The organism is uncultured Lactobacillus sp., from assembly GCF_947367085.1.
In the GTDB taxonomy this organism is placed as follows: domain Bacteria; phylum Bacillota; class Bacilli; order Lactobacillales; family Lactobacillaceae; genus Lactobacillus.
In genome coordinates this window covers 1-3,385 of the sequence record NZ_CANBCP010000099.1, presented here as the reverse complement: position 1 = coordinate 3,385, position 3,385 = coordinate 1, and the positions used below count along the sequence as shown (strand labels likewise).

Here is a 3,385-nt window from a genome sequence, read left to right as displayed (position 1 = left end):
AACATTACCTTATATGGTGGCTGCATCTTCCACTCCCCTTTCAGCATCTCATGGTACCAGTTTAAAAAACTTTTTATTCATCTGCAATAAAAAAAGACGCAATCACTAAACTAGAGCAATCACGTCAGCTGAATTATTAAGGGTATACACTTTCTGGTATGGATGAAAATTCCATGCCAGATTTTTATACAAAAAAGAGGACATTTGCTGTCCCCTCGTTATACAATCAATTCACCACAAAAATCATGAAAGAAGGTTAAACAAATGTCCCATAATGATTCTATCCTAAATATTCTTGGAATTAAAGATAAAAATATTAAAGTTATTTCGGTTGAAGAGGCTGAACAGAACAATAATTCCGTTAAAGAGTATATCACCCTAATAAAAGCTACCCTTTCTTATCCCATTAATCGTTGTCGTAACTGTGGCTTTCCCACAGTTAATAAAGATGGCTTTCGCAAAACTCATGTACGACTGGCTAGTCTAAATGGAAGAAGGTATGAACTAGAACTTCGTAAACAACGCTATAAATGTAAATCATGTCATACTACTTTTGGCGCTGTTACTAATTTAACCAGAGAAAATCAAACCCTATCCAGTGACCTCAAAAATCAAATCATGCTTTTAGCTCGTAAGGGACTTGCCGGTCAGCTTATTGCTGAAATGTGTCACTGCTCTCCTAGCAGTGTTCGGCGAACAATTTTAGAACGCATGAAACCACACTATCGTGTGGCTAAGCTGCCTAAGCATCTATGTTTTGACGAATTTCGTTCAACTAAGTCTGTGATGTCCTTTATTTGTTGCGATGCTGAAACTCACCAAATTGTCACGAAGTTACAAGATCGGCTATCGCCTACCATTGTTGATTATTTTGAAAATCGTTATTCAAAGGCTGAACGCGAATGCGTTCAATCAGTTGTAATTGATTTAAATGCTCAATATCAAAGCTTTATCTATCGTCTTTTTCCTAATGCCAACATTATTATTGATCGTTTTCACCTCGTGCAATTAGCTGGTCGTGCTTTGGATAATTATCGTGTCTCGATTCTTAAAAGCCTCGATAAACATAGTCGAGAATATAAAATTATGAAATCACATTGGAAACTATTCCATAAAAAAGCTGAAGATCTTCACCCAGAAGAAGTAATCTTTCTTCGCGGCGTTAATCAATATATGACTCGTCAAAATGCCGTTGATCTCATTACTAATAAATTTTCTAAGTTCGCTGAAGTATACCAGACTTACCAAGATATCACCAAGGCCCTAAACGAGCGCAATTGTGAATTACTAGCGTTAACCATCTCAGACTACCAAAAAACAAATACGGAAATGGACACAGCTATTCAAACCTTCCGTCATAATCTGAAATATGTCTTAAATAGCGCTAAGTTTGACTATTCTAATGGGCCTTTAGAAGGTATCAATCGCAAAATCAAAACGCTAAAACGAACTTGTTATGGTTTTGCCAATCAAAAATTTTTCTTTTTAAGAATCGATTGTATTTTTTCGTAAAAAAAATACCTCCTACATTTTCGTAAGTATTGGCTCTACAATATTAAGTACTGATGAACTATCATCGGTGCTTATTTTGTTTTAAAATTTAAAATAAAAAAACGAAAGATGGCTGGACCCCGTCTGTTCGTTTAAGAAAGGACCATCTTTCATGGATAATTTTATCAAAAATGCTTTAGGAGTAAAAGATCCCCATCTCAAATTAAACGAAAACTTGCCACACGATCCGATCGAGGAAAAAGATAACTGCGTAGTAGTCCATATGCTTCAAACTTATCCCATTAATTGTCCCAGTTGTGGCCAACTGATGAAAAAGAACGGCTTTAAAGAAGTCAATTATCTCGCTCCCAGCTTACACTATAAACCGACAATTTGGTCAATCCAAAAACAGAAGTATATCTGTAAGTCATCTGACGCTTGTCCGCAGACAATCACCAAACTTGCCAGTGTTGATGATGTTAATTACCGTAATCACATCTCTACTGCCGTTAAGCAGAAGATTATGATGGATTTAACCTTGAATAAGTCGCAAAAGGATCTCGCCAAAGAACTCGGTGTTTCTGATGGTACCGTCAGAAGAGTTATTGACCACCTTGATGAAACATTCAAGCCCAACTATCATTGGCTCCCGCGTCACATCGCCTTTGACGACTTTAAGTCTGGACGCTTCGCTCCCAGCGGAATGAGCATGATCTTAATGAACATTGAAAATAAGCGGACACTCGATATCATCAATTCGCGAAGTAACACATATTTGCGAAACTACTTCTTGCGCTACGACCTCTCAGCACGTTTAGCAGTTCGAACCGTTACCGTTGACCTCTATACACCGTACCGATCCCTGATCAAAAAGCTATTTCCCAATGCCCTGATTATTGCCGATCACTTCCATATTGTCGCCCAAGCTCATCGTGCGCTAAACAAGATTAGGATTCAAGTAATGAATCGTACGGGCAACGGTACGCCTGAATGGCGGGCCTTAAAACATTTCTGGAAACTAATCCTTACCCCGGCAAATAAGCTCAAGTACGATAATTTCTGCTCTCGACGCAATTTTGGCTATGCCCAGTTGAGTGACGTTGAGGTTATTCACCGCCTACTTGACCTTGATGCAGAGCTTAAAGACGCATATAACTATTACCAGCGCTTGATTCTAATTGTCCATAATCATGATCAAGCTGACCTAGATAACTTACTCGCAATCAAGTGGACTACCTTACCATTTACCCTCCAAAAGGTCCAACGGACACTTAGAAATCACAAACAAGAAATTATCAATAGCTTCAAATATGCCAACTACACTAACGGTCCCATCGAAGGAACCAATAACAAGATTAAAGTCATTAAGCGAACTGCTTATGGTTTTCGTAACTTCTTCAATTTCCGCATTCGGATTCTCTTATCACTCCCGAACACCTACATCGCAATTAACTGGAAAAGAAAACAAGCAACTCACACGGTCCAGGTGCGAGCTGCTTGATCAATCTTATTCAATTTTTCCTATCAGTACTTCTTGACGAAGAGCCTAAAAAATTAATAATCAAATAATTCAGTTGAAAGGTAACGGTCACCACCATCAGGAGCGACGGTAATAACCTTCTTCCCCTTACCAAGCTTTTTAGCAAGCTCAATTGCACCCTTGATATTAGCTCCGGAAGAAATCCCAACAAGGATACCCTCTTTATGACCAACCTCACGCGCCATCGCAATTGCATCGTCACTCTTGATTTCGATAACCCCATTGTAAACATCAGTGTCAAGGACTTTTGGTACAAAGCCAGCACTGATTCCTTGGATCTTATGTTTACCGCCTTTACCTTCTTTTAAAACAGGTGATTCGGCTGGTTCAAGGGCATAAATTTGGACATCGGGG

The 3,385-nt window shown here is 38.8% G+C and carries 3 protein-coding genes; 2 read left to right on the top strand and 1 reads right to left on the bottom strand.

Annotation, left to right across the window (positions count from 1 at the left end):
• The first annotated feature begins 264 nt into the window (after positions 1 to 264).
• Together Q0Y70_RS09720 and Q0Y70_RS09715 are read left to right on the top strand one after the other, a co-directional pair.
• Positions 265 to 1,512, top strand: a complete 1,248-nt coding sequence (locus Q0Y70_RS09720; protein ID WP_297820471.1) for an ISL3 family transposase — start codon at positions 265 to 267, stop codon at positions 1,510 to 1,512.
• 151 nt (positions 1,513 to 1,663) lie between these two features.
• Complete coding sequence (locus Q0Y70_RS09715; RefSeq protein ID WP_191667841.1) at positions 1,664 to 2,992, top strand: ISL3 family transposase; 1,329 nt, start codon at positions 1,664 to 1,666, stop codon at positions 2,990 to 2,992.
• A 53-nt stretch (positions 2,993 to 3,045) separates the two neighbouring features.
• Here Q0Y70_RS09715 and Q0Y70_RS09710 read toward each other — a convergent pair.
• Positions 3,046 to 3,385 (bottom strand): pyridoxal-phosphate dependent enzyme (locus Q0Y70_RS09710; protein ID WP_297820466.1); only part of this gene is annotated, 340 nt, incomplete at its 5' end.